The organism is Mucilaginibacter sp. GW822-FHT03E02, assembly GCF_058801545.1.
This window is the reverse complement of sequence record NZ_JBXANJ010000001.1, coordinates 1,930,183-1,955,011: the sequence shown is the minus strand read 5'-3', so window position 1 is coordinate 1,955,011 and position 24,829 is coordinate 1,930,183. Positions and strand designations below refer to the sequence as shown.

Annotated in this window: 37 protein-coding genes; 33 read left to right on the top strand and 4 right to left on the bottom strand. The window is 41.4% G+C overall.

Going from position 1 to position 24,829, the window contains the following annotated elements; all coding sequences use genetic code 11:
* Positions 1-2: 2 nt before the first annotated feature.
* From rplB to AC1RM2_RS08110, 28 genes are all read left to right on the top strand, one after another.
* A complete protein-coding gene (gene rplB, locus AC1RM2_RS08245; RefSeq protein WP_477359143.1) occupies positions 3-830 on the top strand; it encodes a 50S ribosomal protein L2 in 828 nt (275 codons plus the stop codon).
* The gene (gene rpsS / locus AC1RM2_RS08240) at positions 830-1,096 is read left to right on the top strand and encodes a 30S ribosomal protein S19 (RefSeq protein ID WP_076377419.1); all 267 of its coding nucleotides are present in this window, start codon (positions 830-832) and stop codon (positions 1,094-1,096) included. Before rplB ends, rpsS begins: the two co-directional genes overlap by 1 nt.
* A 6-nt stretch (positions 1,097-1,102) precedes the next feature.
* On the top strand, positions 1,103-1,531 hold the full coding sequence (gene rplV / locus AC1RM2_RS08235) for a 50S ribosomal protein L22 (RefSeq protein WP_337993755.1): 429 nt from the start codon (positions 1,103-1,105) through the stop codon (positions 1,529-1,531).
* Between the two features lie 6 nt (positions 1,532-1,537).
* Positions 1,538-2,452 carry a 30S ribosomal protein S3 gene (gene rpsC / locus AC1RM2_RS08230; protein ID WP_477389145.1) on the top strand — a complete coding sequence of 305 codons (915 nt, stop codon included), beginning with the start codon at positions 1,538-1,540 and terminating at the stop codon, positions 2,450-2,452.
* Positions 2,453-2,610: 158 nt separating this feature from the next.
* Positions 2,611-3,033, top strand: a complete 423-nt coding sequence (gene rplP, locus AC1RM2_RS08225; protein ID WP_090643396.1) for a 50S ribosomal protein L16 — start codon at positions 2,611-2,613, stop codon at positions 3,031-3,033.
* A gap of 125 nt (positions 3,034-3,158) precedes the next feature.
* Complete coding sequence (gene rpmC / locus AC1RM2_RS08220) at positions 3,159-3,368, top strand: 50S ribosomal protein L29 (RefSeq protein ID WP_090643399.1); 210 nt, start codon at positions 3,159-3,161, stop codon at positions 3,366-3,368.
* A gap of 20 nt (positions 3,369-3,388) precedes the next feature.
* Positions 3,389-3,643, top strand: coding sequence for a 30S ribosomal protein S17 (rpsQ, locus tag AC1RM2_RS08215; protein ID WP_008506277.1), 255 nt, complete (start codon positions 3,389-3,391; stop codon positions 3,641-3,643).
* A gap of 1 nt (position 3,644) precedes the next feature.
* The gene (gene rplN / locus AC1RM2_RS08210) at positions 3,645-4,013 is read left to right on the top strand and encodes a 50S ribosomal protein L14 (protein WP_073405786.1); all 369 of its coding nucleotides are present in this window, start codon (positions 3,645-3,647) and stop codon (positions 4,011-4,013) included.
* A 2-nt stretch (positions 4,014-4,015) separates the two neighbouring features.
* Complete coding sequence (gene rplX, locus AC1RM2_RS08205) at positions 4,016-4,360, top strand: 50S ribosomal protein L24 (RefSeq protein WP_090643403.1); 345 nt, start codon at positions 4,016-4,018, stop codon at positions 4,358-4,360.
* On the top strand, positions 4,360-4,923 hold the full coding sequence (gene rplE / locus AC1RM2_RS08200) for a 50S ribosomal protein L5 (protein ID WP_091149795.1): 564 nt from the start codon (positions 4,360-4,362) through the stop codon (positions 4,921-4,923). The genes rplX and rplE overlap by 1 nt, the downstream gene beginning before the upstream one ends.
* Entirely contained in the window at positions 4,916-5,185 is a 270-nt protein-coding gene (rpsN, locus tag AC1RM2_RS08195) for a 30S ribosomal protein S14 (RefSeq protein ID WP_090643411.1), read from the top strand. Before rplE ends, rpsN begins: the two co-directional genes overlap by 8 nt.
* Positions 5,186-5,374: 189 nt before the next feature.
* Positions 5,375-5,773 (top strand): 30S ribosomal protein S8, encoded by a 399-nt coding sequence (gene rpsH, locus AC1RM2_RS08190; protein ID WP_492984518.1) that lies wholly within the window; start codon positions 5,375-5,377, stop codon positions 5,771-5,773.
* A gap of 16 nt (positions 5,774-5,789) precedes the next feature.
* Positions 5,790-6,347, top strand: coding sequence for a 50S ribosomal protein L6 (gene rplF, locus AC1RM2_RS08185; RefSeq protein WP_492984517.1), 558 nt, complete (start codon positions 5,790-5,792; stop codon positions 6,345-6,347).
* Positions 6,348-6,352: 5 nt separating this feature from the next.
* Complete coding sequence (gene rplR, locus AC1RM2_RS08180) at positions 6,353-6,706, top strand: 50S ribosomal protein L18 (RefSeq protein ID WP_259097369.1); 354 nt, start codon at positions 6,353-6,355, stop codon at positions 6,704-6,706.
* A 12-nt stretch (positions 6,707-6,718) separates the two neighbouring features.
* A complete protein-coding gene (gene rpsE, locus AC1RM2_RS08175; RefSeq protein ID WP_090643427.1) occupies positions 6,719-7,237 on the top strand; it encodes a 30S ribosomal protein S5 in 519 nt (172 codons plus the stop codon).
* 6 nt (positions 7,238-7,243) lie between these two features.
* Complete coding sequence (rpmD, locus tag AC1RM2_RS08170) at positions 7,244-7,423, top strand: 50S ribosomal protein L30 (RefSeq protein WP_147052922.1); 180 nt, start codon at positions 7,244-7,246, stop codon at positions 7,421-7,423.
* Positions 7,424-7,427: 4 nt separating this feature from the next.
* Entirely contained in the window at positions 7,428-7,874 is a 447-nt protein-coding gene (rplO, locus tag AC1RM2_RS08165) for a 50S ribosomal protein L15 (protein WP_477359161.1), read from the top strand.
* Positions 7,875-7,881: 7 nt separating this feature from the next.
* Complete coding sequence (gene secY / locus AC1RM2_RS08160; protein WP_492984516.1) at positions 7,882-9,222, top strand: preprotein translocase subunit SecY; 1,341 nt, start codon at positions 7,882-7,884, stop codon at positions 9,220-9,222.
* Between the two features lie 6 nt (positions 9,223-9,228).
* Positions 9,229-10,020, top strand: coding sequence for a type I methionyl aminopeptidase (gene map / locus AC1RM2_RS08155; RefSeq protein ID WP_477359164.1), 792 nt, complete (start codon positions 9,229-9,231; stop codon positions 10,018-10,020).
* Positions 10,021-10,083: 63 nt separating this feature from the next.
* Positions 10,084-10,302: a translation initiation factor IF-1 gene (gene infA / locus AC1RM2_RS08150; protein WP_090643449.1), complete on the top strand. Its 219-nt coding sequence runs from the start codon at positions 10,084-10,086 to the stop codon at positions 10,300-10,302.
* 7 nt (positions 10,303-10,309) lie between these two features.
* Positions 10,310-10,426 (top strand): 50S ribosomal protein L36, encoded by a 117-nt coding sequence (gene rpmJ / locus AC1RM2_RS08145; protein WP_074487407.1) that lies wholly within the window; start codon positions 10,310-10,312, stop codon positions 10,424-10,426.
* Between the two features lie 89 nt (positions 10,427-10,515).
* On the top strand, positions 10,516-10,893 hold the full coding sequence (rpsM, locus tag AC1RM2_RS08140) for a 30S ribosomal protein S13 (protein WP_090643454.1): 378 nt from the start codon (positions 10,516-10,518) through the stop codon (positions 10,891-10,893).
* A 128-nt stretch (positions 10,894-11,021) separates the two neighbouring features.
* Positions 11,022-11,411 carry a 30S ribosomal protein S11 gene (gene rpsK, locus AC1RM2_RS08135; RefSeq protein ID WP_090643458.1) on the top strand — a complete coding sequence of 130 codons (390 nt, stop codon included), beginning with the start codon at positions 11,022-11,024 and terminating at the stop codon, positions 11,409-11,411.
* Positions 11,412-11,475: 64 nt separating this feature from the next.
* The gene (gene rpsD / locus AC1RM2_RS08130; RefSeq protein ID WP_477359167.1) at positions 11,476-12,084 is read left to right on the top strand and encodes a 30S ribosomal protein S4; all 609 of its coding nucleotides are present in this window, start codon (positions 11,476-11,478) and stop codon (positions 12,082-12,084) included.
* Positions 12,085-12,273: 189 nt separating this feature from the next.
* Positions 12,274-13,266, top strand: a complete 993-nt coding sequence (locus tag AC1RM2_RS08125; protein WP_090643464.1) for a DNA-directed RNA polymerase subunit alpha — start codon at positions 12,274-12,276, stop codon at positions 13,264-13,266.
* 214 nt (positions 13,267-13,480) lie between these two features.
* Positions 13,481-14,026: a 50S ribosomal protein L17 gene (gene rplQ / locus AC1RM2_RS08120; protein ID WP_090643470.1), complete on the top strand. Its 546-nt coding sequence runs from the start codon at positions 13,481-13,483 to the stop codon at positions 14,024-14,026.
* 97 nt (positions 14,027-14,123) lie between these two features.
* A complete protein-coding gene (locus AC1RM2_RS08115; protein WP_492984513.1) occupies positions 14,124-14,351 on the top strand; it encodes a type II toxin-antitoxin system HicB family antitoxin in 228 nt (75 codons plus the stop codon).
* Complete coding sequence (locus AC1RM2_RS08110; protein ID WP_492984511.1) at positions 14,348-14,584, top strand: type II toxin-antitoxin system HicA family toxin; 237 nt, start codon at positions 14,348-14,350, stop codon at positions 14,582-14,584. Before AC1RM2_RS08115 ends, AC1RM2_RS08110 begins: the two co-directional genes overlap by 4 nt.
* Before the next feature lie 99 nt (positions 14,585-14,683).
* Here the strand turns inward: AC1RM2_RS08110 and AC1RM2_RS08105 are convergent, their stop codons facing one another.
* Positions 14,684-15,220 carry a GNAT family N-acetyltransferase gene (locus tag AC1RM2_RS08105; protein ID WP_492984510.1) on the bottom strand — a complete coding sequence of 179 codons (537 nt, stop codon included), beginning with the start codon at positions 15,218-15,220 and terminating at the stop codon, positions 14,684-14,686.
* Between the two features lie 540 nt (positions 15,221-15,760).
* Between AC1RM2_RS08105 and dnaK the strand changes: the two genes are divergently transcribed.
* Positions 15,761-17,662, top strand: coding sequence for a molecular chaperone DnaK (gene dnaK, locus AC1RM2_RS08100; protein WP_492984509.1), 1,902 nt, complete (start codon positions 15,761-15,763; stop codon positions 17,660-17,662).
* Between the two features lie 181 nt (positions 17,663-17,843).
* On the opposite strand, the gene AC1RM2_RS08095 is transcribed toward dnaK, so the two are convergent.
* The gene (locus AC1RM2_RS08095) at positions 17,844-18,251 is read right to left on the bottom strand and encodes a hypothetical protein (RefSeq protein WP_492984507.1); all 408 of its coding nucleotides are present in this window, start codon (positions 18,249-18,251) and stop codon (positions 17,844-17,846) included.
* A gap of 144 nt (positions 18,252-18,395) precedes the next feature.
* Between AC1RM2_RS08095 and pdeM the strand changes: the two genes are divergently transcribed.
* The 4 genes from pdeM to AC1RM2_RS08075 all read left to right on the top strand — a co-directional run bounded on the left by pdeM (position 18,396) and on the right by AC1RM2_RS08075 (position 22,944).
* On the top strand, positions 18,396-19,061 hold the full coding sequence (pdeM, locus tag AC1RM2_RS08090) for a ligase-associated DNA damage response endonuclease PdeM (RefSeq protein ID WP_492984505.1): 666 nt from the start codon (positions 18,396-18,398) through the stop codon (positions 19,059-19,061).
* Positions 19,062-19,221: 160 nt separating this feature from the next.
* On the top strand, positions 19,222-20,004 hold the full coding sequence (locus AC1RM2_RS08085) for a succinate dehydrogenase cytochrome b subunit (protein WP_492984504.1): 783 nt from the start codon (positions 19,222-19,224) through the stop codon (positions 20,002-20,004).
* 118 nt (positions 20,005-20,122) lie between these two features.
* Positions 20,123-22,057: a fumarate reductase/succinate dehydrogenase flavoprotein subunit gene (locus tag AC1RM2_RS08080; RefSeq protein ID WP_492984503.1), complete on the top strand. Its 1,935-nt coding sequence runs from the start codon at positions 20,123-20,125 to the stop codon at positions 22,055-22,057.
* Positions 22,058-22,161: 104 nt separating this feature from the next.
* Complete coding sequence (locus AC1RM2_RS08075; protein ID WP_492984501.1) at positions 22,162-22,944, top strand: succinate dehydrogenase/fumarate reductase iron-sulfur subunit; 783 nt, start codon at positions 22,162-22,164, stop codon at positions 22,942-22,944.
* Between the two features lie 258 nt (positions 22,945-23,202).
* Here the strand turns inward: AC1RM2_RS08075 and AC1RM2_RS08070 are convergent, their stop codons facing one another.
* The gene (locus AC1RM2_RS08070; RefSeq protein WP_492984500.1) at positions 23,203-23,967 is read right to left on the bottom strand and encodes a hypothetical protein; all 765 of its coding nucleotides are present in this window, start codon (positions 23,965-23,967) and stop codon (positions 23,203-23,205) included.
* A 273-nt stretch (positions 23,968-24,240) separates the two neighbouring features.
* Positions 24,241-24,699 carry a hypothetical protein gene (locus AC1RM2_RS08065; RefSeq protein WP_492984499.1) on the bottom strand — a complete coding sequence of 153 codons (459 nt, stop codon included), beginning with the start codon at positions 24,697-24,699 and terminating at the stop codon, positions 24,241-24,243.
* Positions 24,700-24,829 lie beyond the last annotated feature (130 nt).

Here is a 24,829-nt window from a genome sequence, read left to right as displayed (position 1 = left end):
AGATGGCAGTAAAGAGATTTAAACCGGTTACACCGGGTACCCGCTTCAGAGTTGATGTATCTAACTCAGATATCACAACAAACGTTCCTGAAAAATCGTTGGTTGAAGCAGCCAACACCAGATCGGGCGGTCGTAACAACACCGGTAAAATGACTATGCGCTACATGGGTGGTGGTCATAAACAAGCATACAGGTTAATTGATTTTAAACGTAACAAGTTTGATATCCCGGCAAAAGTTGCAACTATTGAGTACGATCCTAACCGTTCGGCACGTATAGCACTGTTACATTTTGTTGATGGTGAAAAACGATACATGATAGCTCCGGAAGGCTTAACAGTTGGAACGGTAGTTGTAGCCGGCGAGACAGCTACTCCAGAGGTTGGTAACACCATGCCTTTGAAGAACATCCCGTTAGGTTCTATCATCCACAACATTGAGTTAAACCCAGGCCAGGGCGGTGTTATTGCCCGCAGCGCAGGTACTTATGCCCAGCTTTCGGCGCGCGATGGTAAATATGCCATCATCAAATTGCCTTCAGGCGAAACACGTATGATATTGTCAACTTGTTTGGCAACTATCGGTACCGTTTCAAATGGCGAAAGAGCAAACGCGGTGTTAGGTAAAGCAGGCCGCAAACGTTGGTTAGGCCGCAGGCCGCGCGTTCGTGGTGTTGCCATGAACCCGGTAGATCACCCTATGGGTGGTGGTGAGGGTAGAGCCTCAGGTGGTCATCCACGTTCACGTAAAGGTTTGTTAGCTAAAGGCTACAAAACTCGTGATAAGAAAAAAGGGTCGGATCGTTATATCATTGAAAGAAGGAAAAAATAATGGCACGTTCAATTAAAAAAGGACCTTATATTGATCATAACCTGGAAAGAAAAGTTCTGACCTTGAATGAATCAAGCAAAAAATCAGTTGTAAAAACATGGTCACGTCGTTCCATGATCTCTCCTGATTTCGTTGGTCACACATTCGCAGTACACAATGGTAACAAGTTTATCCCGGTGTATGTAACAGAAAACATGGTTGGTCACAAGTTGGGAGAATTTGCTCCAACCCGTACATTCCGCGGTCACGCAGAGAAGAAAAAATAACAGGCAATGGAAGCAACAACAAAAATTAAAAAGTCTGTACGAGTAGAGCAGCAAAAAAAAGCGGCTAAAGCCATCGTTGGCGGCCCTGCAGTTGCCAAGTTACAGGACTGCCCAACTTCACCACGCAAGATGCGTTTGGTAGTTGACCTGGTTCGTGGTAAAAATGTATTTTCAGCTTTAAGTATCTTAAAGTTTACTAATAAAGAAGCTGCCATCCGTGTAGAGAAATTATTAGTATCGGCAATTACTAACTGGGAAGCAAAAAACGAAGGTAAAAAAGCCGAAGATCATGGCTTGTTTATTAAAGAAATCTCAGTAGGCGGTGGCCGTCAGCTAAAAAGGTTACGCCCTGCTCCGCAAGGAAGGGGATACCGTATCCGTAAACGCTCAAACCATGTAACACTGGTTGTGGATAGTAAAAACGAAAACAATTAATTTGAAATGGGACAGAAAGCACATCCAATAGGTAACAGATTAGGAATCATCAGAGGTTGGGATTCTAATTGGTTCGGTGGCAATCATTATGCCGACAAATTAGTTGAAGACGAAAAAATCCGCAAATACCTTTCAGCACGTATCGCTAAAGGTGGTGTATCAAAAGTGGTTATCGAACGCACATTAAAACGCATCACTGTAACTATCCACACTGCCCGTCCGGGTATTGTGATTGGTAAAGGTGGTGCCGAAGTTGATAAGATTAAAGAAGAGTTGAAAAAACTTACCAAAAAGGAAGTTCAGATCAACATCTTCGAAATTAAACGCCCCGAGCTTGATGCACAATTAGTGGCAGAAGGTATTGCAAAACAATTAGAAGCACGTATCTCTTTCCGTCGTGCCATGAAAACTACTATCGCTTCAACCATGAGAATGGGTGCTGAAGGTATTAAGATCATGACATCAGGCCGTTTAGGTGGCGCTGAGATGGCACGTAGCGAACAATATAAAGAAGGAAGAATTCCTTTGCACACTTTCCGTGCTGATATTGACTACGCATTAGCAGAAGCATTAACTACCTATGGTAAAATAGGTGTTAAAGTATGGATCTGTAAAGGCGAAGTTTACGGCAAACGCGATTTATCACCAAACATTGGTGGTGCAAGCAGCGCAAGCGGTAAAGGTGGCAGGCCAGATGGTGCTCCGGCATTCGGTGGTCGTGATAACGCTCGCGGTGGCGAACGTGGTGGCGAACGCAGAAATGACAGGAAACCAGGTGGTGGCGATCGCAGAGGCGGTCCTGGAGCAGGTGGTCAAGGTGGTCCTCGTGGTGGTGGTAACAGCCGTCCGGGTGGTCCAGGTGGCAGCCGTCCAGGTGGTCAAGGTGGCGGTAACCGTCCAGGTGGCCCAGGAAAGAGATAATTAATAACAGATAATAGATATGAGATGTGAGATATGAGATAGTATCCTCTTCTCTTACCAAAACTGCGATAAAGCAAAAAATAACAAGATAGAAGATAAAAGGGATACACAGATCATTGATCTTAAATCTCAAATCTCATATCTCAATACTTAAGAAAATGCTACAGCCAAAAAGAACGAAGTTCAGAAAGATGCAAAAAGGCAGGATGAAAGGTTTAGCCACTCGTGGTGCTGAACTTTCATTCGGATCTTTCGGTGTAAAATCACTCGAAGCGGCATGGATTACCAGCCGCCAGATCGAGGCTGCACGTATTGCTGTAACACGTTTTATGAAACGTGAAGGCCAGGTGTGGATCAGGATTTTCCCTGACAAGCCTGTAACCAAGAAACCAGCAGAGGTACGTATGGGTAAAGGTAAAGGTGCTCCTGAGTACTGGGTAGCGGTAGTACGCCCCGGAAGGATCATTTTTGAGGCCGAAGGTGTGCCTATGGAAGTTGCTAAAGAGGCTTTGCGCCTTGCAGCACAAAAACTTCCGGTACAAACAAGATTTATTGTACGTAGGGATTACGTAGAAGCATAAATTGGAAGAGTTGAAAAGTTGTAAAGTTTTCACAAGTTGTAAAGTTAGATGCCGAACTTTCAACCATCAAACCAAAACAATACAACGTTGAAACTTTCTACTATTACAACAAATAACACAAGAAGATGAAGAACTCAGAAATTTTGGGACTATCTACAGAAGAACTGGTAGCAAAAATCGGCGAGGAAAGGTCAACCCTTACCAAATTGAAATTTGCTCACGCAGTGTCGGCTATCGAGAATCCATCCCGTATAACAAAGGTACGCAAGGGAATTGCTCAGTTAAATACTGAATTAACAAAACGCAAAGCGGCGTCGGCTTCTGAAAAGAATTAATTTTTTAAGCATTCAGAAAAATGGAAAGAAATTTAAGAAAAACACGTACCGGCCTGGTGGTTAGCAATAAGATGGAAAAATCTATTGTAGTGGCTGTTGAGCGTAAAGTGAAACACCCTATCTACGGTAAATTCGTGAAAAAAACCACAAAATTTATGGCTCATGATGAGACCAACACTTGTGGCATTGGCGATACCGTATTGATTATGGAAACCCGCCCGCTGAGCAAGAGCAAAAACTGGAGATTAGTTCAAATTTTAGAAAGGGCTAAATAAGATGGTACAACAGGAATCAAGATTAAACGTAGCCGATAACAGTGGCGCTAAAGAAGTTTTAGTGATCCGCGTGTTAGGTGGTACCGGCAAAAGGTATGCATCTATAGGCGATAAGATAGTAGTAACCGTAAAAAGCGCTTTACCTTCAGGTAACGTAAAAAAAGGTACTGTATCAAAGGCCGTAGTAGTACGCACCAAAAAAGAGATCCGCAGAAAAGATGGTTCATACATCCGTTTCGACGATAACGCAGCTGTTTTGTTAAATAACCAGGATGAGCCAAGAGGCACACGTATCTTTGGCCCTGTTGCAAGAGAACTGCGTGAGAAACAATTTATGAAAATTGTATCATTAGCACCGGAGGTATTGTAATCATGGAAAAGAAAAAAGTTGCAACACCAGGCAAACTGAAAATTCGCAAAGGCGACCTGGTAAAAGTTATAGCCGGCGATTCAAAAGGATCGCAAGGTAAAGTAGTTGAGGTGATAATAGCAAAAAACAGGGCTGTTGTTGAAGGTGCCAATATGGTATCAAAACATACCAAACCTAATGCTGCTAACCCTAACGGCGGAATTGTTAAACAAGAAGCTGCTATACATATTTCAAACCTAATGCTGGTTGACCCTAAATCAGGTAATACAACCCGTGTTGGCCGTAAATTGAACGATGCCGGCAAATTAGTAAGGGTAGCAAAAAAATCAGGGGAGGAAATTAAGTAATGACTTACATACCAAGATTAAAAACAAAATACAAGGACGAAATTCGTACTGCACTGAAAGATAAATTTCAGTACAAAAGCGTAATGCAGGTTCCTAAACTGGAGAAAATTGCCATTAACCAGGGTGTTGGCGGTGCTACTACCGATAAAAAACTTATCGAGAACACCATCACCGAGTTAACAACCATCACTGGCCAGCAGGCAGTATCTTCAAAATCTAAAAAAGATATCTCGAACTTTAAATTGCGTAAAAATATGCCGGTTGGCGTACGTGTTACCTTGCGTGACAACACAATGTATGAGTTTTTAGATCGTTTAATCGCTGTTGCCCTGCCACGTATCCGTGACTTTAAAGGCATCAACGACAAAGGTTTTGACGGCAGAGGTAACTATACTTTAGGTATTACAGAGCAAATTATATTCCCTGAGATAAATATTGATAAAATCAATAAAATCCAAGGTATGGATATTACCTTTGTAACCTCCGCAACAAACGATGTTGAAGCATTGGAGTTGTTGAAACAATTTGGATTACCATTTAAAAATCAAAATAGCAATGGCTAAAGAAGGTGTAAAAGCTCGTGAAGTAAAGCGCGCTAAATTGGTTGCTAAATACGCAGAGAAAAGAGCAGCCCTTAAAGAAGCCGGCGATTACGTTGGTTTAGATAAATTACCTAAGGCATCATCTCCGGTAAAATTACACAACCGTTGTAAATTAACCGGTCGCCCACGTGGTTATATGCGTCAGTTTGGTATTTCACGCGTAACATTCCGTGAAATGGCTCTTGATGGCAAAATCCCGGGAGTAAAGAAAGCAAGCTGGTAAGCAAAAAATAGAATATCGGATTTCGGAATTTCAATTTCGGAATTTGATATTTTGTGTTAAATCGGAAATGGGAGTTTGGCAAGGTAAATCCGAAATCGAACATCCCAAATACGAAATACAAAATGAATTAACCGATGGAAGGTCGCCCCGGATGTTACGGGAAGGAAACCACTATCATAACCCAATAAAATGAATACAGATCCAATCGCAGATTATCTTACAAGAGTAAGGAATGCTATTAAAGCCAACCATAGGGTTGTTGAAATTCCTGCATCAAATCTGAAAAAGGAAATCACTAAGGTGCTTTTCGACAAAGGTTACATTGCCAATTACAAGTTTGAGGAAAATGGTCCGCAAGGCAGCATTAAAGTTGCTTTAAAATACCACCCGATAACTAAAATTTCTGCTATCCGTAGCATTACGCGCATCAGTAAACCAGGTTTGAGGAAATACGCAGGCATGGATAAAATGCCAAGAGTATTAAATGGTTTAGGTATCGCCATCCTGTCAACTTCTAAAGGCGTAATGTCTGATAAAGAAGCCCGTCAGCAAAATGTAGGTGGCGAAGTTTTATGCTACGTTTATTAATAGGAGAAATTAAGCAATGTCAAGAGTAGGAAAAGCACCGATAGCAATGCCAGCAGGAGTAACCGTTACCGTATCAGCAGATAATGTTGTTACCGTAAAGGGCCCTAAAGGTCAATTGCAGCAAGCGGTTGATAGCGATATCACCATTGCACAGGAAGATGGTCAGTTAGTGGTTCAACGCCCGTCTGATCAAAAACGTCACAAAGCATTACATGGTTTATACCGTGCGCTTATCAACAACATGGTAGTAGGCGTAACCGAAGGTTACAAAATACAACAGGAGTTGGTTGGTGTAGGTTACCGTGCCACCAATACCGGTAATACATTAGATTTAGTGTTGGGTTACTCTCACCACTATGTATTTGAATTGCCAACAGAAATTAAAGTTACAACCACTGCTGATAAAGGTAAAAACCCAACTATCATACTTGAATCAATTGACAAACAGTTAATTGGCCAGGTAGCTGCAAAAATACGTTCGTTACGTACTCCAGAGCCTTACAAAGGTAAAGGTATTAAGTTTGTAGGCGAGATATTGAGAAGAAAAGCAGGTAAATCAGCATCTAAAAAATAATCGTCATGGGAGCTAAATTATCAAGAAGAGACAGGATTAAAAAAGGTATCAGAAAACGCCTTTCAGGATCAACAGAGCGTCCTCGCCTGTCAGTATTTAGGAGCAATAAAGGTATTTACGCGCAGATCATTGACGATTTAACCGGTAAAACTATCGTATCAGCATCATCTTTATCAAAAGATTTCGTTGCAGCTGATGGCACAAAATCTGATCAATCAGTAGCCGTAGGCAAACTGGTAGCGCAGAAAGCTATCGCAGCAGGTATTAAAGATGTGGTTTTCGACAGGAACGGTTATTTGTACCATGGTCGTGTTAAGTCACTGGCCGAAGGTGCACGTGAAGGTGGTTTAAACTTTTAATCGAACAGAGAAATGTCAACAATCAACATAAAAAGAGTAAAAACAAGCGAGATCGAATTAAAAGACCGCTTGGTAAGCATACAGCGTGTTGCCAAAGTAACCAAAGGTGGCCGTACTTTCAGCTTTTCTGCCATCGTGGTAGTAGGTGATGAAAACGGTGTTGTAGGTTACGGATTAGGCAAAGCAAAAGAGGTTACCGAAGCCATTGCAAAAGGTATTGATGATGCTAAAAAGAACCTGGTAAAAGTTCCTATTATCAACAACACCATACCTCACGAGCAAATTGGTAAATTCAGCGGCGGTTTTGTATTCCTGAAACCAGCAGCAAACGGTACCGGTGTTATCGCGGGTGGTGCAATGCGTGCAGTGTTAGAGTCTGCAGGTATCCACAACGTGTTAGCAAAATCAAAAGGTTCATCAAATCCGCACAACGTGGTTAAAGCAACCGTATCTGCGTTATCACAATTACGTGATGCCCATACTGTAGCTCAACAACGTGGCGTTAGTTTAGGTAAAGTATTTAACGGATAATCAGTCATGGCCAAAATCAAAATAACTCAGATTAAGAGCGTGATCGACAGAAGTGAGCGCCAAAAAAGGACCGTAGAAGCATTAGGCTTGCGTAAAATTAACCACAGTGTGGAAGTTGAGGCAACTGCAGCTATAATTGGTATGGTTAGAAAAGTTAACCACCTGGTAGCAGTAGAAAATATTTAATATCATGAATTTAAGTAATTTAAAACCTGCAGAAGGTTCTACTAAAAATAGGAAAAGAATTGGCCGTGGTACAGGTTCTGGCCGTGGCGGTACGTCAACCCGTGGCCATAAAGGTGCTGGTTCACGTTCAGGCACAAGCACCAAGGTAGGTTTTGAAGGCGGTCAGATGCCTTTACAACGCCGTGTGCCTAAGGTTGGATTTAAAAACCCTAACCGTGTAGAGTATACTGGTGTTAACCTTGATGTATTGCAAGAATTAGTAACAAAATACACACTTGATGTTGTTGATTTTGATACCTTGAAATTACATGGTTTGGTATCTCGTAACGACCTGGTTAAAATCCTGGGCCGTGGCGAATTGACTGCCAAATTAGAAGTTAAGGCACATGCATTTACTGCTACAGCTCAAAAAGCTATTGAAGCAGCTGGTGGTACCATAGTTAAGCTATAATTTTAGGATGAAGAAATTTTTCACCACATTATCCAATATCTGGAAAATAGAAGATTTAAGAGTGCGTATTATAAACACACTCTTATTTCTTGTAATATATCGTGTAGGTTCCTTTGTGGTACTACCGGGGGTTAATCCTGCGTCAGTAGCTAACCAAAAAGCAGAAGGATTAGTAGGATTGCTGAATATGTTTTCGGGAGGCTCGTTTTCACATGCCTCTATTTTTGCATTGGGCGTAATGCCTTATATTTCGGCTTCAATTGTGGTGCAATTATTGGGTATCGCGGTGCCTTATTTCACCAAATTACAAAAAGAGGGCGAAAGCGGCCGTAATAAACTTAACCAGTGGACCCGTTACCTAACCATAGGTATTACGGCTTTACAGGCTATAGGTTATTTAAAATCGCAGATCTCTCCTGAGGCTATGCTGATCAGTAACCCATTCTTTACTGTGCTTAACATGTTTGTTTTAACGGCAGGTACATTATTTGTAATGTGGCTGGGCGAGAAAATTACAGATAAAGGTATTGGTAACGGTATATCGCTTATCATCATGGTTGGTATTATAGCCCAATTACCAGGTGCATTTTTAACAGAATTTACCTCACGTACCAGCGGTACAGGTGGTTTAATTACATTCATTGTTGAAATTGTAGGCTTAATTGGGGTGGTAATGTTTACTATCCTTATTGTACAGGGCACCCGTAAAATTGCGGTGCAGTACGCTAAGCGTATAGTAGGTAATAAACAATATGGCGGTGTGCGCCAGTATATACCTTTAAAGGTAAATGCTGCGGGTGTAATGCCTATCATATTTGCGCAGGCATTAATGTTTATACCGCAAACCGTACAACAGTTTATGCCAAACATTTCATCAAACGGTATACTAATTGCGTTGTCAAATTATAATTCATGGCAGCACAATACGCTGTTTGGCGTGTTAATTATCCTGTTTACTTACTTCTACACAGCTATTACGGTTAACCCTAACCAAATGGCTGATGATATGAAAAAGAACGGCGGGTTTATTCCCGGTGTTAAACCAGGTAAATCAACTGCCGATTATATAGATGGCGTAATATCAAAAATTACCTTACCCGGATCTATTTTCCTGGCTATTATAGCAATTATACCGGCGCTTGCCAGTTTAGTTGGTGTATCTCCAATCTTCGCAAGATTTTTTGGTGGTACATCGTTAATCATCCTGGTGGGTGTTGTGTTGGATACATTGCAACAGATAGAAAGCCACCTGTTGATGCGCCATTATGATGGTTTAATGAAAACCGGACGGATTAAAGGACGTACAGCAATGCCTGCTGCTGCCGGAACAAGTCCGACAGCGATCTAATAAGGAATGTCGAAAATAATTTACAAGTCTGCCGAGGAAATAGAGTTGATCCGGGAAAGCGCGCTGCTGGTGTCAAGAACACATGCAGAGGTTGCTAAAGTAATAGGCCCGGGTGTTACCACTATCGAACTCGACAGACTTGCTGAAACCTTTATACGTGATAACGGCGGTATCCCCGCTTTTTTAAACTACGGCGGGTTTCCCTACTCCCTCTGCATATCATTAAATGACCAGGTAGTGCATGGTTTCCCCGGAAAACATGTACTGGTAGAAGGTGATTTAGTTTCTGTTGATTGCGGTGCTATATTAAACGGTTTTGTAGGCGACTCGGCTTATACTTTTGCTATTGGCGAAGTAAGCGACACAGTAAAAAAGCTCATGCGGGTAACCAAAGAGTGTTTGGACCTGGGTGTTGCTAAAGCTGTTGTAGGCATGCGGATAGGCGATATAGGCTACGCGATACAGGAACACGCCGAGAAGAATGGCTTTGGAGTTGTTAAAGAGCTTGTAGGGCATGGGGTGGGGGTTAAACTTCACGAAAAACCTGAAGTGCCTAACTACGGTAAACGTGGATCGGGTATTAAGCTTGAAGAGGGGATGGTAATTGCCATAGAACCAATGATAAATGCCGGTCGCGCCGGTGTTAAATTTTGGGATGATGGATGGACCGTATCAACTGTAGATAAAAAAGCATCTGCTCATTATGAGCATACTGTTGCTATAGGTAAAGGAAAACCCGACATTTTATCAACGTTTGAGTATGTTGATAATGTTTTAAAAGAAAAGAATAATAATTAAATAATTTTTATTAATTTTGCATCCCGGTTTTAGGGCGGATAATTAAGTAAAAATCAACAAAATATGGCTAAACAATCTTCGATCGAACAAGACGGTACAATTAGAGAGGCATTGTCAAATGCAATGTTCAGGGTTGAGCTGGAGAACGGTCATGAGATTATAGCCCATATTTCCGGCAAGATGCGTATGCACTACATCAAAATTTTACCTGGCGACAGAGTGAAATTAGAAATGAGTCCATACGATTTGAGTAAGGGTAGAATAACCTATAGATATAAATAAAAAAGAGATGAAAGTTAGAGCATCCATTAAAAAACGCAGCGCAGATTGCAAAATCATTCGCCGTAACGGGAAACTTTACGTTATTAACAAGAAGAATCCTAAGTACAAACAACGCCAGGGCTAAGAACAATTTTGAATTGGAGAATGTTGAATTACTGATTAGTAGTATTCGATAATTCAATGATTCGATAACTCAATAAATTAAGATAAAATATGGCAAGGATATCAGGTATTGATTTACCAAAGAATAAAAGAGGAGAAATCGGACTTACTTACATTTTCGGTATAGGCCGCTCAACAGCTCAAAAGATTTTGACTGAGGCAGGTATCGATTTTAATACAAAAGTACAGGACTGGACCGATGAGCAGTTAGCCTCAATCCGTGGAATCATCAACGATCAGATTAAAGTGGAAGGTTCACTTCGTTCAGAAGTGCAATTGAACATTAAACGTTTGATGGACATTGGTTGCTACCGTGGTACACGTCACCGTAAAGGTTTACCATTACGTGGTCAGCGTACTAAAAACAACTCACGTACCCGTAAAGGAAAACGTAAAACAGTTGCTAACAAAAAGAAAGCTACTAAGTAGTAAATAACGATTGGTTAGCGGCGGGTAGTTATATACTTTAAGCTTACCAGGAATAAAAATTATAATCACGATTAGTGGGTCAGGGTTATTCTATAATCCAGTAATTCATTAATTCAATAATTAAAAAAATGGCTAAAAGTAAAAAAGTTACCAAAAAGCGCATTGTGATTGTTGAGCCGGTTGGCGAAGCACACATCAATGCTACTTTTAACAACATCATCATTACCCTTACCAACAAAACCGGACAGGCTATTTCATGGTCATCTGCAGGTAAAATGGGTTTCAAAGGTTCAAAAAAGAACACCCCTTATGCTGCCGGTCAGGCTGCTGCCGATTGCGGTAAAGTTGCTTATGACTTTGGTTTGCGCAAAGTAGAGGTGTTTGTAAAAGGCCCTGGTGCTGGTCGTGAGTCGGCTATCCGTACTTTGCAAACTGCAGGTATCGAAGTTACCACTATCAAAGACATTACGCCGCTTCCACACAATGGTTGCCGTCCGTCTAAAAGAAGAAGAGTTTAATTAACAGATTTTAAAGCTAAGATTCTACAGCTACAGGCTGTAAGATACTTTAAAAATACACAAAATGGCCAGATATACAGGACCTAAGTCCAAAATTGCACGTCGTTTCCGTGAGCCGATCTTCGGTCCGGATAAAGCGTTAGAACGTAAAAACTATCCACCGGGAATGCATGGCGCTTCAAAACGTCGTGGAAAACAATCTGAGTATTCAACTCAGTTAATGGAGAAACAAAAAGTTAAATACACTTACGGTGTATTGGAGCGTCAGTTCGAGAACTTGTTTCACCGCGCTTCGGCTAAAGAAGGTATCACAGGTGAAAACTTGCTGAAATTCTTAGAAGCCCGTTTAGATAACGCTGTTTATCGTTTAGGTATATCACCTACACGTTCAGGCGCCCGTCAGTTGGTTAACCACAAGCACATTAATGTTAACGGTGCTGTTGTAAACATCGCATCATACGCATTAAAAGCTGGTGACGTTATCTCTGTACGTGAAAAATCTAAAACATTAGAAGCTATTACTACATCAGTAGCAGGTAGAAGAATCAACAAATACAGCTGGTTGGCTTGGGATGCAAATGAATTAACAGGCACATTCCTTAACTATCCTAACCGCGATGAAATTCCTGAAAACATTAAGGAGAACCTAATCGTCGAGTTGTATTCTAAATAAGATATGAGACATAAGATATGAGATTTGAGATTTTTTTTCAAATCTCTTTTCTGGTTTCATACATATACAATAGGAAAATAAGTAAGAAGGTTTAGACAGAGCATTTCAGAGCAACGTGAGATAAAATCTCACATCTCAAATCTCACATCTCAAATCTATAATCAAGTAAACAATAAATAAAGGATATAAATGGCAATTTTAGCATTTCAAAAACCAGACAAGGTTATCATGCAAAAAGCAAATGATTTTGATGGTACGTTTGAATTTCGTCCGTTAGAACCAGGTTTTGGTGTAACCATTGGTAATGCTCTGCGTCGTATCTTACTTTCATCACTCGAAGGTTATGCAATTACTTCAGTACGTTTTTCGGGAGTAACGCATGAGTTTTCAACCATCAAAGGTGTTGTTGAAGACGTAACCGAGATCATCTTGAACCTTAAACAGGTTCGTTTTAAAAAGACTGGTGAATCTGGCGACAGCGAGAAAATATTTGTTATTATAAATGGCCAGGATGCTTTTAAAGCCGGAGATATAACCAAATTCTCTAACAACTTTACAGTATTAAATCCTGATCTGGTTTTATGTAACATGGACTCATCGGTAACGCTTGAAATTGAGCTTACTGTTGGTAAAGGCCGTGGTTACGTTCCGAGTGAAGAGAACAAAAACCCTGATGCAAATGTTGGCGTTATCGCTATCGACTCTATCTATACGCCGATAAAGAACGTTAAATATACCATCGAAAACTATCGTGTTGAGCAAAAAACCGACTACGAAAAATTAGTATTGGATATTGCTACTGATGGCTCTGTTCACCCTGAAGATGCTTTGAAGGAAGCTGCAAAGATCCTTATCCAGCACTTTATGTTGTTCAGCGATGAAAACATGATGTTAGAAGCACAGGCTAAAGAAGAAACTAAAGAAGTTGACGAGGAAATTTTGCACATGCGCAAGATCCTTAAAACCGAATTGGTTGATCTTGACCTATCTGTACGTGCATTAAATTGCCTTAAAGCTGCAGATATCCGCAGCCTGGCTGATTTAGTATCGTACGATGTTGCTGATATGTTAAAGTTCAGAAACTTTGGTAAAAAATCACTGACTGAAATCCAGGACCTGGTTAAATCAAAAGGCTTATCTTTTGGTATGAACCTGTCTAAATTTAAGTTAGACGAGGAATAAGATAGGAGATGTTAGATTTGAGATTTGAGACTTGTCTCGCTCTTAAAATCTAACATTTTTTATTTAACAATAAATGGGATAAGGAATTGACTGTTGAGCTTTTGTCTCATATCTCACATCTCACATCTCAAATCTAATACACAAATAGCGAAGGCATAATTCCGAAGGCTTGAGTAAATCGCCGGACGGTATGCACGTGAAATAATTTAAAACAATGAGACACGGAAACAAAAACAATCACTTAGGCCGTACTACCAGCCATCGCAAGGCGATGCTGTCAAACATGGCAACTTCGCTTATCCTACACAAGCGTATTACTACAACATTAGCTAAAGCAAAAGTTTTGCGCGGTTATATCGAACCACTTTTAACTAAATCAAAAAGCGATACTACTCACTCTCGTCGTACAGTGTTTAGCTACCTGCAAGATAAAGATGCTACAACTATCCTTTTCCGCGAGATTGCTGAGAAGATTGCTAACCGCCCAGGTGGTTACACCCGTATCATCAAGTTAGAAAACCGTTTAGGTGACAACGCCGAAATGGCGATCATCGAGTTAGTAGATTATAACACTGTTTATGGTGTTGATACTGCAGCAACGGCTAAAAAATCAACACGTCGTCGTGGTGGTTCAGCAAAAGCTAAAACAGCAGCACCCGTTGCAGCTGAAGAAGCAGTAGTTGTTGAAGAAGCTAAAGAAGCACCAGTTGCTGAAGCTCCTGCAGCCGACGCTCCGGAAACTGAAGAAAAAGGAGAATAATTATTCTTTTCTTTTAGATATAAAAACGCCCTGTTCATTTGAGCAGGGCGTTTTTTGCTTTAAAGATTTATTGATAAATTTGAACAAAGCGAATAAAATGAAAAAGTATCACTTCCCGATCGTTGTAGAAATAGATGAGGACGGCGTATATATAGTTTCGTGCCCTACGTTTAAAGGTTGTCACTCTTACGGAGCCACTATAGACGAAGCTTTGGACAATCTTAGAGAAGTAATTGAGTTGTGTATGGAAGAACAGGAAACGGAAAGCACAAATCAATTTATCGGCGTTCGGGAGATTGAAATAAGTGTGCCTATTTCGGCATGAGCGATAAATTACCGGTGTTAAGTGGCAAAGAGTTTGTTGCTTTGTTAGAAAAACTTGGGTTTATTGTTATTCGTGTTAAAGGGTCACATCATAGAATGAAACACCCGGATGGGCGTATAACCACTATTCTGGTTCATAAAAATGATTCAATACCTAAAGGCTTATTGAGGAAGATTATCAGGGAAGATGTAGTTATCTCCATAGAAGAGTTTAATAAAATGGTTCAAAAATAAAATCAAATTAATTTGTTTCGGTATTAATAAACGCCCAGCTTGAATGAACTGGGCGTTTTATTTTGACACGATTTTCTGGATTGAACAGGATTGACAGAATTACCAGATAGGAGGTTTTCTATTCAATCTATATGTCAGCAATCCTTCTATCTCCTCCACCTGCTCAAAGCCACACTTATCCATTAGCCTGCGCGATGGCAGGTTATCGGCATAAGTATGCACAATAATGGCTTTTACAAACGGATGCGTAAATGCCCATTTAATCATCGCCTGTATGGCCTCTGTAGCGAAGCCCTTGTTGTGCTGGTTGCCATCAATCATGTAGCCTATCTCGGCTTCGCCATTATCATTTGGATAGCCGGCAAAGCCCATGCCGCCAATGGATGTGTTTGTGCTTTTGTGTACCAGTTCCCAATCGGTATACCATAGGTATTTATCGGGGTAGGTGAGGGTATTGGGTAGCCAGAAGTTGTCCAATGCATCAATGATTTCGGCATAATAAAATGGATCAACCAGCATAAAAGAAGGTGTCAGTCCCATGGAAATTTCCATCAGCGCACGATTCTGCCTCAGCAATAAAAGCTGCTGATGTGTTAACGGTATCAGTTTTAACCGTTTAGATTCTAAAAAAAACATTTGATTTGTTTAGGAATTAAATAACAATAGTAAACCGGTTCTCTTTTTTGAAGTGAAGGTTAAGCTTTGCGGGCAAAGCTTTTGCTATGCAATTCCAGGCGTGATGATTAGCCTGATTTGATTTGTGAGTAACAGAGGCGTCTTGTTTGTTGGGATAAAGATGGGAATTTGGTTTGTAAATAACTAATAATGGAAACGTTGTTGGCGACGCAGAATTTGCGTTAGGGGTAGTAGCGGATACCGGCCCGAGCCTAAGGCCGTGTGTGCGGAGCGGATGACCCGGCCGCAGGCAACGCCCTTGTTGGTTGAATGATGAGGGATTGTTTATACATTCAAATGTTATTCACTTACCACCATTCGCCTTTTACCTTTCTCCTTTCTCCTCCAACGAAGCGATTTCTGCCAACCTGTCACCACAGTTTATGACTTTTCTGACGCAATAATTGTCATCCTGACCATATGCCCTGCCAAACGCGTTTGGCACAAACGTTGATAAATAGGAGTTGTAGTAAATTAATAAAATCAAGAAAAAACAATCATATGTCTAAAATAATTGGAATCGACTTAGGAACAACAAACTCCTGCGTGTCTGTAATGGAAGGTAACGAACCTGTAGTTATAGCAAATAGCGAGGGAAAACGTACTACGCCATCCGTTGTAGCTTTTATTGATAACGGCGAGCGTAAAGTTGGTGATCCGGCTAAACGTCAGGCAATCACTAACCCTACAAAAACCATTTCGTCTATCAAACGCTTTATGGGTAACCAGTTTAACGAGGTTACTAACGAGGCTGCACGCGTACCTTACAAAGTGGTTAAAGGTGATAATAACACCCCACGTGTTGAAATTGGCGACCGTAAATACACTCCGCAAGAGATTTCGGCCATGATTCTTCAGAAAATGAAGAAAACTGCCGAAGACTTTTTAGGAACTGAAGTTACTGAAGCCGTTATTACTGTACCTGCTTACTTTAATGATGCACAACGCCAGGCAACTAAAGAAGCCGGTGAAATTGCCGGTTTAAAAGTTCGCCGTATTATTAACGAACCTACTGCTGCTGCCCTGGCTTATGGCTTTGATAAAGCACACAAGGATATGAAAATTGCGGTATTTGACTGCGGTGGTGGTACGCATGACGTATCAATCCTTGAATTAGGTGATGGCGTATTTGAAGTAAAATCAACCGATGGTGATACGCACTTAGGTGGTGATGACTTTGACCAGGTAATTATTGACTGGTTAGCTGACGAGTTTAAAAGCGACGAAGGTATTGATCTGCGTAAAGATCCAATGGCTTTGCAACGTTTAAAGGAATCGGCCGAAAAAGCTAAAATTGAGTTGTCAAGTTCTGCACAAACAGAAATTAACTTGCCATACATTACCGCTGCCGATGGTATGCCTAAACACCTGGTTAAAACTTTAACCCGTGCTAAATTTGAGCAACTGGCAGATAGCCTGATTAAACGTACAATTGAGCCTTGCAAAACAGCATTGAAAAATGCAGGTTACAGCACCTCAGATATCGACGAAGTTATCCTGGTAGGCGGTTCAACCCGTATCCCTGCTATTCAGGAAGCTGTTCAGAAATTCTTTGGCAAAACTCCTTCAAAAGGTGTTAACCCTGATGAGGTTGTAGCTATCGGTGCTGCTATTCAAGGTGGTGTATTAACAGGCGAAGTTAAGGATGTGTTGTTGTTAGATGTTACCCCGCTTTCATTAGGTATCGAAACCATGGGTGGTGTAATGACCAAATTAATTGAGTCGAACACAACTATCCCTACTAAAAAATCTGAAACTTTCTCAACTGCCAGCGATAGCCAGCCATCTGTTGAGATTCACATATTACAGGGTGAGCGCCCAATGGCTGCGGGTAACCGTACTATAGGCCGTTTCCACCTGGATGGTATTCCACCAGCACCTCGCGGTGTGCCTCAAATCGAAGTAACATTTGATATTGATGCCAACGGTATATTGCATGTATCTGCAAAAGATAAAGCAACAGGAAAAGAGCAAAAAATCCGTATCGAAGCTTCTTCGGGTTTAACTGATGCCGAGATTAAAAAGATGAAGGATGAAGCTGAAGCTAATGCTGATGCCGACAAAAAAGCACGTGAAGAAGTTGAAAAACTGAATGGTGCTGATGCCCTGATCTTCTCGACAGAAAAACAACTGAAAGAATACGGTGATAAAATTGGCGCTGATAAAAAAGCTCCTATCGAAGCTGGTTTAGCTAAGTTAAAAGAAGCTTACGCTGCTAAAAACTTTGATGCTATTGAAGCCGCTCAAACTGAACTGAACGCTGCATGGGCAACCGCATCTGAAGAGATGTACAAAGGAGCTGCAGATGGTGGTCAGCCTCAGCCGGAAGCTAACGCAGGCGCACAAGATCATGGCGACACCGTAACTGACGTTGACTTTGAAGAAGTAAAAGACGAGAAATAATATCAAGTTTCGTTTAATATATAGCAGAGCCCGGTTGAAGAAATTCAGCCGGGCTTTATTGCTATTAACTGGTGTCCTGCTACTACGTCATTTCGAGTTGCTACAGACGCATAATTGTGTCTTCTGCAAGATTGCTTAACATTAAATTAAATTAAAATAGAAATCAATAACGCAGCTAAGGTTATTGTTTTTTAAGAGTGTAAATAAAATTGTAGGTACCCAGGGTTTTCGTCCATACCAGGCTATCGCCTTTGGTGCTTTGTTTAAATGTGCCGTTTAACAGCAAACTCCAGTTAAAATTAGCGGTATGGGCAAGGCTATCGGTAAAAGTTATTTCATTACCTGCTATTGCATAACTACCCTTGCTTAGTTGCGCTGCAGTGCAACCACCCTGGTAATTATTACCGCTGATAACAACTTCGGCAGTACCGCCAAGCAAGCCCGATCTATCGGTTATGGATGCTGTATTTAAGCTCCTGAATGAACCTTTGTATGTTCCCTGTAATTGCTGAGGTGTAATTTTATCATCTTTACAGGCGGCTATCATAAAGCAGGCAAATAAAAAAACTAAGAGGCGATGCGCTTTCATATAATTGGTTTTATATAATTACGGTCAATTATCGGGTTGTGTTACAGGTGATTGAAAATATTAAAATTAAGCCGCACCCTTGCATATTCAATTACGCGAGCTTATCAAGTTGCCCTCAAATAAATTCTTAACTTTGTTTTTGTTATGATGATTAGTGTGGCTACTCCCTTTAATTTACTCAACCAGGATCTTTTACTGTTACCCCAAAAGGCCATTTACTGGCAACAGCAAAAAGCTTTAATAATAGCCGATGTGCACTTTGGTAAAGTAGGGCATTTCCGTAAAGCGGGCATAGCTGTGCCCCGGGATATGGAACAAAGCGACCTGGCCACTCTGTCGGACCTGGTGCACGAGTACAAACCCGAAAAGCTCATTTTTCTTGGCGATCTATTTCATAGCGAAATGAATAATGATTGGGATTGGTTTATCCTTTGGCGCAGCCAGTTTCCGGGATTGCAAATCATCCTGATAAGGGGCAACCATGATATTATAGCCGACAGTAACTACCAAAAACTCAATATCGAACTGTATGACGAATTATTGATTAGCCCCTTCCTGATGCTACACCATCCCTTGACGGACGATAAACTGCAAAACGCGGGCGGCTATGTTTTTTGCGGCCATATCCATCCTGGTGTAAACCTGAGTGGCAAAGGCAGGCAAAGCATTACCTTACCCTGCTTTGCATTTGGCAATAGGCAGGCAATATTCCCGTCATTTGGTAAATTCACCGGCAAAATAGCCATCCACAGCCGGCAGGCCGATAAGATTTTTGCTGTATTGAAAGATAAAGTAGTCGCGATAGCCTGATGCATGGCAACTTAGCCTTTATTTACAGCCGTAATTTTGTGTAATTGCATTGTAATTTCTTAGATTGATTCTAAATAACTTTTTAGGGGTTAATAAGCCGGATGCATTTATATCTTTTGGCATATAATAGATACTTTTGCCAAAATAAATCTAATTCATAATGAGCGAAATTAAACAAACCTTTAACTCATCGCTGGGCAAAAAGCTGATCATGGCTTTAACAGGCTTGTTTTTGTGTACTTTTATTATTGTACACCTTGGGGGCAACCTGTTGCTATTTAGCAACGATAATGGTTTTGGTTTTAATGTGTATGCCAACTTTCTTACACATTTTGCACCAATTGAAGTAATCGCCTATATCCTATACCTGTCTATAGTGGTACACGCGGTTTACGCATTAATTATTACGGTTAAAAACCGCAAATCACGTCCGGTAGGTTATGCTATCCAGCCAAAATCTGATGCTACCTGGTCGTCAAAAAACATGGGCCTTTTGGGTTCAATCCTCCTGTTATTTATCGTTATTCACATGGGCGATTTTTGGTTCAAGTATAAATACACCAATGATGTTGCTTTTAAGGAGTACCGTACCGATCTGGCAACAGGCAAAACAACCGAATCTGTTTACACACCGGTGTCAGAAGATTTCAGCCATTCTGTTTCGGTAGAAAACAATGTAGAAATTGTACGCGTGAAAGATTTGCATGCACGGGTAGTATACAGCTTTAGCCAGTGGTGGTATGTAATATTTTACGTGATTGCGATGGGGGCTTTATCATTCCACCTGTTGCATGGTTTCCAGAGCGCTTTCCGCACGCTGGGCTGGGTACACCGTAAATACACACCTATTGTATATGCTATTGGCACCTGGTTTTTTGCGGTTATTATCCCGCTGGGCTTTGCCGCTATGCCTGTATATTACTATTTTACTTACGTTAAATAGTTGGTTTGTTAAATTAATTGAGTTGGATTTGGTTGAGTAAGTTGAATAAATAGAAGTGCGTTAAACCACTCACCTAATCAACCCAATCAACCACTCACTAATATAAAATATAAAAGAAATGAGTTTAGATGCTAAAATTCCAGAAGGCCCATTAGCCCAAAAATGGAGCAAGCATAAATTTGACCTGAAGCTGGTTAACCCGGCCAACAAGCGTAAATACGACATTATTGTTGTAGGTACCGGTTTGGCAGGCGCGGCAGCAGCAGCCTCATTGGCCGAGCTTGGCTATAACGTAAAGGCTTTTTGTTTCCAGGATAGCCCACGTCGTGCGCATTCAATTGCGGCACAGGGTGGTATCAACGCTGCAAAAAACTATCAGAACGACGGCGACAGTGTGTTCCGTTTGTTTTATGACACTATAAAAGGTGGTGATTACCGCGCCCGCGAAGGCAACGTATATCGCCTTGCCGAAGTATCGGTAAATATCATCGACCAGTGCGTTGCACAGGGTGTTCCTTTTGCACGCGAATATGGTGGCTTACTGGATAACCGCTCATTCGGTGGTTCGCAGGTATCACGTACGTTTTATGCACGTGGTCAGACGGGACAACAATTGCTTTTAGGCGCATACTCGGCATTAAACCGCCAGATACACGCCGGGAAAGTAACAATGTACACCCGTACCGAAATGCTGGATGTAGTTACCATTGATGGCCATGCCAAAGGTATTGTTACCCGTAACATGATTACAGGCTCTATTGATACCCATGCCGGTCACGCGGTATTGTTATGTACAGGCGGCTACAGCAACGTATTCTACCTGTCAACCAATGCTATAGGTTCAAATGTAACCGCTGCATGGAGGGCTCACAAACGTGGCGCATTCTTTGGTAACCCTTGCTATACCCAAATTCACCCAACCTGCATCCCGGTAACCGGCGATCACCAGTCGAAGCTTACGCTGATGTCTGAGTCATTGCGTAACGACGGCCGTGTTTGGGCGCCAAAAACCGTGGAAATTGCCGAGCAACTGCGCAAAGGAACAATCAAAGCCGACCAGGTAAAAGAGGACGACCGCGATTACTTCCTGGAACGTAAATACCCAGCCTTTGGTAACCTTGTGCCACGCGATGTGGCTTCACGTAACGCCAAAGAAATGGTTGCAGAAGGTAAGGGCGTAGGTGGCTCGGGTTTTGCAGTATTCCTTGATTTTGCTGACGCGATCAAGCGTTTGGGCGAAGACACCGTTAGGGCCAAATATGGTAACCTGTTTGATATGTACATACAGATTACGGATGAAAACCCCTACAAACAACCAATGCGTATTTACCCGGCTGTACACTATACCATGGGTGGCCTTTGGGTTGATTATAACCTGGGCACAACCGTACCTGGCTTATATGCTTTGGGCGAATGTAACTTTAGCGATCACGGTGCAAACCGCCTGGGTGCTTCTGCTTTGATGCAGGGCTTATCTGATGGTTATTTTGTGATTCCTTATACCCTTGGCGATTACCTGGCTAAAATTGGCCCTAAAAAGGTTGATACATCGCACCCTGCTTTTGAAGCTACTAAAAAGGATGTAGTTACTTATATCAACAAGCTACTGGCTTTAAAAGGCAACAAAACCGTAAACGAGTATCACCGCGAGCTTGGCCACATCATGTGGGAATATTGCGGTATGGCCCGTACTGCAGAAGGTTTAACAAAAGCCAAAGGTTTAATTCAGGCATTGAAGGCCGATTTCTGGGTTAACGCCATTGTCACCGGTGAAAATGAAGAAGTAAACGCTTCACTGGAAAGGGCCGGCCGTATTGCCGACTTTATCGAACTTGGCGAACTGATGGTTGACGACGCGTTAATGCGCAACGAATCATGCGGTGGCCACTTCAGGGTTGAGTCGCAAACACCAGATGGCGAAGCTTTACGCGATGATGAAAATTTCGCGTTTGTAGCAGCCTGGGAATTTAAAGGCGAAAACCAACCGGAGGAATTACACAAAGAACAACTGGTATTTGAAGCAGTTCATTTATCGCAAAGGAATTATGCTTAGTAGCAAGTAGTTAGTATCAAGTATCAAGACAGAAAAAAATCTTGATACTTGATACTTGCGACTTGATACTAACAACGAAATCTCATATCTCAAATCTAATTAGAATGAACGGAAATATGAACCTGACGCTGAAAGTATGGCGTCAAAAAAATGCTCAAACATCGGGCAAATTCGTGACTTACAAGGCTGAAAATATTTCGCCTGATATGTCATTTTTGGAAATGCTTGACGTTGTTAACGAAAGTTTGACCCATAAAGGTGATGAGCCAATTAACTTTGATCACGATTGCCGCGAAGGTATTTGCGGTATGTGCTCATTATATATTAATGGACACCCGCATGGGCCAAAGCGTGGTGTTACCACCTGCCAGCTACACATGCGTACATTTCATGATGGCGAAACCATCACCATTGAACCATGGAGAGCTTCGGCATTCCCGGTTGTGAAGGATTTGGCAGTTGATCGTTCGGCGTTCGACAGGATTCAGCAGGCAGGCGGTTATGTTTCGGTAAATACAGGTGTAACTACCGATGGTAATGCCATCCTTATCCCTAAAGTTATTGCCGATGAAGCATTTAACTCGGCTACCTGTATTGGTTGCGGTGCTTGCGTTGCAGCATGTAAAAATGCTTCGGCCATGTTGTTTGTATCTGCAAAAGTTACCCAACTGGGCTTATTGCCGCAAGGCCAGCCAGAGCGTTACAGCCGCGTACAATCAATGGTAGCCCAAATGGACGAAGAAGGATTTGGCAGCTGTACCAACACTGGTGCCTGCGAAGCCGAATGCCCTAAAGAGATTAAGCTGACCAACATTGCCCGTATGAACAATGATTTCTTTAGCGCTAAATTGTTCAGGGAAGAAGAAATTCATGAGGTAAAACACTAAGCTATTCCAGCTTAACTACAGTAAGGGCCTGGTGGATTTCTACCGGGCCTTTTTTTGAACTCATATTAAGGCCGGTTCGCCCAGGTGTTGCGGTTTTGTTGCGGTTTTAATTTTATGACAATTAGTAATTTATTGATTAATAGACAGATGTAGTTTTTAACTGTTTCACCTGTTGCGCAACGCAACACTTCGGCTCGTCCTGAAAAACATTCAGGATAGATTGTCTTTAGTTTACAAAGTTGAAAGTGAACAAGCCCCTTATTTCTCCTGTTTAATAGCAAACACATTACCCTGAGTTAAAGAAAACCGGGCACCTTGTCCCAGGAAAACAGCACGTTGTTTATCAACCAGTGTTTGTATATAATTATTTAACATATTACCTGCCTGCGAAATAGCATCGCCGGCATTGCCGGGCTTAACTTTATAATTACTCCCGGCAAATGAGGTGGTTTTAATTGTAACCGTTTGCCACCTGATAATATCGATTCGCATTACCCAGGCATAATAAAAATTATAATCAATCCAGATCAATTCCGTCTGTGTATTATACCTGTTTACATCCCCGCTAAGCTCAACTGTATATAATTGAAACTGCTGATCGGTTATCGTTTGTAAAGCCAGCGATGAATTATCGCCCCCGCAATCGTTATACTTATCATCATATTCTTTTTTAAGATCATTATAATCAATGATGTATTCAATATACAGGTCGTGATATAGCTCATGCGTAGCAATCAGCGCACGGCGGTTATGGGTTGCGCCATCCCGGATATGCTGGCTAAAGCTTAAATGGGCGCGCTCTTCAATTTCACTTTTGGTGCGGCCGCATTCGCTGCAAAACAGGCCATCTTTGTATTCCTGAACATTAAACTCGTACTTTTTTCGCCTGGCATCAATTTTCGATTTTATCTTTTCGAACTTTATTTTACAGCCATCGTCGGCATTATCGGCCAAAACAGAAGTTTGCGCCGATACAGAGCGGTAACTTGCCAGGAAAATGATAATACCTAAAATAGTTTTCATGTTCAAAAAACCGAAAAGCTTGAAACTGGATGGTTTAAATAGGGCAAGCCTTATTGTAAGCTTACTACCAAATTAAGCAGAATATTTTTGATATGCCCAAAATCAGAATATTATTTAAAAAGGCAAAGGTATTGTTGCCTTCAATTATTTGAGCGTTAGGGATAGCAATGAAAAGCCCGGAGCATGGGCGGGGATGTGAGTGAAGGGCTTGCGAGGACTTGCAATGAATAGCCCGGCAGCCGCTTCTACCAGCGGCTGAAACGCCATAACACTTCAATCGGATTCATCTCTGATTGAAGTCATCCACCATTTTCCCTTCCTGATAACGAAGTAATAATAAACCGAAAAGCCTGTATCCTCAATAAAAAAGTGAATATCGGCCTTGGCTTTACCCGTTTGTTTCGGCCTGGCGATTACATCTTTTTCGGGCTGCGCATGGGCAAACAGCCAATCTTTTTTTTTGATAAATTTTGCAGTATCACTTTCGCCTTCGCCGCCAATTATCGTTAACTTTAGCGGGAACTCGATCCTCGATATTTGAAATACAGAATCGGTGCTAAACCTATTGAAGAATATATTAAAATTTTCTGATACGGTACCAACCGCGTTGAACTTAGCTGTTGCTTTAGCGGGCAATGAGCCTTTTACCCGTTTGTTATTATTGCAACCCGGGAGCAACAGCAACACAGCTCCAAATAGCAAGTTATATTTTTTAATGATTTGAAATAACATGGATAACGGTATAAGGTTTATGCAAAGATACATTACTGATGATTAATATTTTAGATAAAGAAAATCAGGCTTTGGAAGCAAGTTTTATAGGGATAAATTGCCATATCAATACATAAACTTTGTTAAAAAT

What these genes read in the sequence shown, in the direction of transcription:
- AC1RM2_RS08115 (WP_492984513.1), top strand. Translation starts at nt 14,124, where the DNA reads ATGAAAAAGTATCACTTCCCGATCGTTGTAGAAATAGATGAGGACGGC.
- rplB (WP_477359143.1), top strand. Translation starts at nt 3, where the DNA reads ATGGCAGTAAAGAGATTTAAACCGGTTACACCGGGTACCCGCTTCAGA.
- dnaK (WP_492984509.1), top strand. Translation starts at nt 15,761, where the DNA reads ATGTCTAAAATAATTGGAATCGACTTAGGAACAACAAACTCCTGCGTG.
- rplP (WP_090643396.1), top strand. Translation starts at nt 2,611, where the DNA reads ATGCTACAGCCAAAAAGAACGAAGTTCAGAAAGATGCAAAAAGGCAGG.
- rpsS (WP_076377419.1), top strand. Translation starts at nt 830, where the DNA reads ATGGCACGTTCAATTAAAAAAGGACCTTATATTGATCATAACCTGGAA.
- rplR (WP_259097369.1), top strand. Translation starts at nt 6,353, where the DNA reads ATGGGAGCTAAATTATCAAGAAGAGACAGGATTAAAAAAGGTATCAGA.
- rpsK (WP_090643458.1), top strand. Translation starts at nt 11,022, where the DNA reads ATGGCTAAAAGTAAAAAAGTTACCAAAAAGCGCATTGTGATTGTTGAG.
- rplX (WP_090643403.1), top strand. Translation starts at nt 4,016, where the DNA reads ATGGAAAAGAAAAAAGTTGCAACACCAGGCAAACTGAAAATTCGCAAA.
- AC1RM2_RS08125 (WP_090643464.1), top strand. Translation starts at nt 12,274, where the DNA reads ATGGCAATTTTAGCATTTCAAAAACCAGACAAGGTTATCATGCAAAAA.
- infA (WP_090643449.1), top strand. Translation starts at nt 10,084, where the DNA reads ATGGCTAAACAATCTTCGATCGAACAAGACGGTACAATTAGAGAGGCA.
- AC1RM2_RS08110 (WP_492984511.1), top strand. Translation starts at nt 14,348, where the DNA reads ATGAGCGATAAATTACCGGTGTTAAGTGGCAAAGAGTTTGTTGCTTTG.
- AC1RM2_RS08095 (WP_492984507.1), bottom strand. Translation starts at nt 18,251, where the DNA reads ATGAAAGCGCATCGCCTCTTAGTTTTTTTATTTGCCTGCTTTATGATA.
- AC1RM2_RS08085 (WP_492984504.1), top strand. Translation starts at nt 19,222, where the DNA reads ATGAGCGAAATTAAACAAACCTTTAACTCATCGCTGGGCAAAAAGCTG.
- AC1RM2_RS08070 (WP_492984500.1), bottom strand. Translation starts at nt 23,967, where the DNA reads ATGAAAACTATTTTAGGTATTATCATTTTCCTGGCAAGTTACCGCTCT.
- rpsD (WP_477359167.1), top strand. Translation starts at nt 11,476, where the DNA reads ATGGCCAGATATACAGGACCTAAGTCCAAAATTGCACGTCGTTTCCGT.
- rpmJ (WP_074487407.1), top strand. Translation starts at nt 10,310, where the DNA reads ATGAAAGTTAGAGCATCCATTAAAAAACGCAGCGCAGATTGCAAAATC.
- rplV (WP_337993755.1), top strand. Translation starts at nt 1,103, where the DNA reads ATGGAAGCAACAACAAAAATTAAAAAGTCTGTACGAGTAGAGCAGCAA.
- AC1RM2_RS08080 (WP_492984503.1), top strand. Translation starts at nt 20,123, where the DNA reads ATGAGTTTAGATGCTAAAATTCCAGAAGGCCCATTAGCCCAAAAATGG.
- rplQ (WP_090643470.1), top strand. Translation starts at nt 13,481, where the DNA reads ATGAGACACGGAAACAAAAACAATCACTTAGGCCGTACTACCAGCCAT.
- rplO (WP_477359161.1), top strand. Translation starts at nt 7,428, where the DNA reads ATGAATTTAAGTAATTTAAAACCTGCAGAAGGTTCTACTAAAAATAGG.
- rpmC (WP_090643399.1), top strand. Translation starts at nt 3,159, where the DNA reads ATGAAGAACTCAGAAATTTTGGGACTATCTACAGAAGAACTGGTAGCA.
- rpsH (WP_492984518.1), top strand. Translation starts at nt 5,375, where the DNA reads ATGAATACAGATCCAATCGCAGATTATCTTACAAGAGTAAGGAATGCT.
- rpmD (WP_147052922.1), top strand. Translation starts at nt 7,244, where the DNA reads ATGGCCAAAATCAAAATAACTCAGATTAAGAGCGTGATCGACAGAAGT.
- rplN (WP_073405786.1), top strand. Translation starts at nt 3,645, where the DNA reads ATGGTACAACAGGAATCAAGATTAAACGTAGCCGATAACAGTGGCGCT.
- map (WP_477359164.1), top strand. Translation starts at nt 9,229, where the DNA reads ATGTCGAAAATAATTTACAAGTCTGCCGAGGAAATAGAGTTGATCCGG.
- rpsQ (WP_008506277.1), top strand. Translation starts at nt 3,389, where the DNA reads ATGGAAAGAAATTTAAGAAAAACACGTACCGGCCTGGTGGTTAGCAAT.
- rpsM (WP_090643454.1), top strand. Translation starts at nt 10,516, where the DNA reads ATGGCAAGGATATCAGGTATTGATTTACCAAAGAATAAAAGAGGAGAA.
- rpsC (WP_477389145.1), top strand. Translation starts at nt 1,538, where the DNA reads ATGGGACAGAAAGCACATCCAATAGGTAACAGATTAGGAATCATCAGA.
- rpsN (WP_090643411.1), top strand. Translation starts at nt 4,916, where the DNA reads ATGGCTAAAGAAGGTGTAAAAGCTCGTGAAGTAAAGCGCGCTAAATTG.
- secY (WP_492984516.1), top strand. Translation starts at nt 7,882, where the DNA reads ATGAAGAAATTTTTCACCACATTATCCAATATCTGGAAAATAGAAGAT.
- rplE (WP_091149795.1), top strand. Translation starts at nt 4,360, where the DNA reads ATGACTTACATACCAAGATTAAAAACAAAATACAAGGACGAAATTCGT.
- AC1RM2_RS08075 (WP_492984501.1), top strand. Translation starts at nt 22,162, where the DNA reads ATGAACGGAAATATGAACCTGACGCTGAAAGTATGGCGTCAAAAAAAT.
- AC1RM2_RS08105 (WP_492984510.1), bottom strand. Translation starts at nt 15,220, where the DNA reads ATGTTTTTTTTAGAATCTAAACGGTTAAAACTGATACCGTTAACACAT.
- rpsE (WP_090643427.1), top strand. Translation starts at nt 6,719, where the DNA reads ATGTCAACAATCAACATAAAAAGAGTAAAAACAAGCGAGATCGAATTA.
- AC1RM2_RS08065 (WP_492984499.1), bottom strand. Translation starts at nt 24,699, where the DNA reads ATGTTATTTCAAATCATTAAAAAATATAACTTGCTATTTGGAGCTGTG.
- rplF (WP_492984517.1), top strand. Translation starts at nt 5,790, where the DNA reads ATGTCAAGAGTAGGAAAAGCACCGATAGCAATGCCAGCAGGAGTAACC.
- pdeM (WP_492984505.1), top strand. Translation starts at nt 18,396, where the DNA reads ATGATGATTAGTGTGGCTACTCCCTTTAATTTACTCAACCAGGATCTT.